Source organism: Microbacterium sp. ER1 (assembly GCF_023383675.1).
Classification (GTDB): Bacteria; Actinomycetota; Actinomycetes; order Actinomycetales; family Microbacteriaceae; genus Microbacterium.
Genome location: NZ_QCXO01000016.1, coordinates 1 through 2,204, shown reverse-complemented (window position 1 = coordinate 2,204; position 2,204 = coordinate 1). Strand labels below are relative to the sequence as shown.

Genomic DNA, 2,204 nt, shown 5'->3' with positions numbered 1-2,204 from the left:
GTGGTGTTCGGGTGGGTCGTGCGGGAGGTGGTGCGGGTCAGGGGAGGATGAGGGCGTCCGCGGGGCGGATGCCGGCGCGGCGCAGGATCGCGGGGACGCAGCGCTCGACGAACGCCTCGATGTCGGACGCCTCCGTGTACAGGTGCGCGGAGAGGCGGAAGTAGCCGACGCCGCGGAAGCTCGTGAACGCGGTCTCCACGCCGACCTCGTCGAGGAGGTCCATGCGCAGCGCGTCGGCCTCCTCACGGGTGGCGCCGAGGCCGAGCGGCAGCCGGATGAGCCGCATGGACGGCACCGGGGAGGGGAGGGGGGTCAGCGGGTCCTCGTCGCTGAAGGGGCGCAGGGCTTCCGCGATGAGCTCGGCACCGGCGTCGGCACGCGCGGCCATGGCGTCGCGGGCGGCCGCCCATCCGAACTCCGCCTCGATGAACTCGATCGCGGTGGGGGTGGCGAGGTACGTCGTCGCATCGATCGTGCCCTGGGTGTCGAAGCGCTCGGGGTACGGCTCGCGCGCGGCCCAGGAGTCGATAAGCGGCCAGAGCTCATCGCGGTCGGGGGCGGTGGTGACGAGGAGGGCGGAGCCGCGCGGGGCGCAGGGCCACTTGTGCAGATTCCCGAACCACCAGTCGCCGCCGGCGACGGCCGCCGCATCCGGGATGAGGCCGGGGGCATGGGCGCCGTCGACGAGGGTGCGCACGCCGCGCTCGGCCGCGAGGTCGGCGATGCGGCGGGTGGGCAGCAGGCGGGCGGTGGGCGAGGTGATCTGGTCGACGACGAGCAGCCGCGTGCGCGGGGTGAGGGCGTCGGCGAAGAGCTGCACGATCTCGTCGTCGTCGGCGAGCAGGGGCAGGGCGACCGTGCGGACGGCGGCGCCGAACCGGCGGGCGAGACGCTCGGCGCCCATGGTGATGGCCCCGTAGCCCTGGTCGGTCACGAGGATCTCGTCGCCGCTGTCGAGCTGGAGGGCGTTGTAGACGACCGTGGCCGCGGCGGAGGCGTTGGGTACGAACACGCTGTCCTCCGCGCGGGCGCCGACGAACGGAGCCGTCCGCTGCCTCGCCTCCTGCACCCGCTCCGCGATCCGCGGGAACCACTCCACGGGGCTCAGATCGGCACGGCGGCGCAGGGCGTCCTGATGGGCGACCACGACCGACGGCACCGCCCCGAAGGATCCGTGGTTGAGGTGGATCACCGTCGGGTCGAGGGGCCAGGCATCGCGCGCTCGCAGGCCGGAGTTCAGCGTGAGCGGAGCGGGGAACTGCGGAGCGGGCATCGGACCTCATCGGTGAGTGGGGGCGAGTTGTTGCACAACTTTGCCACACACCTTCGGTTTTGGCTACGAAACCGCGAAGATGAAACATAGTTGTCATACGAGTTTGCGACGCCGGGGGCGTCCGACAGACTTCACGAGGGGTGGGGGAGTGGCAGAGAGGATGACGATGAGCGCACTCGACACGGCGCTGCACGGGCTGCGGGCTCTCATCGCCGACGGCGCCCTGCGCCCCGGCGACCGGCTGCCGAGCGAGGGGGAGCTGTGCGAACGGCTCGGTGTCTCGCGCGGGTCGCTGCGCGAAGCCATCCGCACGCTCGCCGCACTGGGCGTGCTGGAGACGCGGCACGGTTCCGGCAGCTACGTCAGCGAGCTCCGCGCCGCCGACCTCATCGGCAGTCTCTCCCTCACGGTCGGACTGCTGCCGATGGCCGGGGTGCTGGAGCTGACGGAGCTCCGACGGGTGCTCGAGCCGCACGCGGCGGCGCTCGCCGCGGCCCGCATCGACGACGACACGGTGGCTGCGCTCGACGCGGTGCTCACGGAGATCGAGTCGACGACGGACTTCGAGGCGCAGTCCCGCCTCGACCACGAGTTCCACATGGCGATCTCGTCGGTCGCGGGCAACGAGGCCCTGACGAGCCTGATCGACGTGCTGCGCTCCCGCTCCCGTGCCTACCGGATCTCCGACCCGGAGGATGCCGCGGAGCTCAAGATCCACTCCGACGCCGGCCACCGCGCGATCCTGCGCGGCCTCGCCGCCGCGGATCCGGTGGCCGCCTCGGCCGCCGCGTCCGCCCACGTCGCCTACACCGAGTACTGGGTGCGGCGGTACTCCGGCCTCTGACTCCTGGTTTCCCGGCCGAGCCACCCTCTTTCGTGCGCCCCGGCCCTATTCGGACGTCCGGAAGGGGGTGGGCGGCACCGAAGGGGG

The 2,204-nt window shown here is 72.5% G+C and carries 2 protein-coding genes; one reads left to right on the top strand and one right to left on the bottom strand.

All coding sequences use genetic code 11. From position 1 onward, the window contains the following. Positions 1-37: 37 nt before the first annotated feature. The gene (locus tag BV453_RS01300; RefSeq protein ID WP_025105360.1) at positions 38-1,273 is read right to left on the bottom strand and encodes an aminotransferase class V-fold PLP-dependent enzyme; all 1,236 of its coding nucleotides are present in this window, start codon (positions 1,271-1,273) and stop codon (positions 38-40) included. Positions 1,274-1,439: 166 nt separating this feature from the next. Here BV453_RS01300 and BV453_RS01295 point away from each other — a divergent pair, with 166 nt between their 5' ends. Then, positions 1,440-2,117, top strand: coding sequence for a FadR/GntR family transcriptional regulator (locus BV453_RS01295; protein WP_025105361.1), 678 nt, complete (start codon positions 1,440-1,442; stop codon positions 2,115-2,117). The last annotated feature ends 87 nt before the right edge of the window (positions 2,118-2,204 follow it).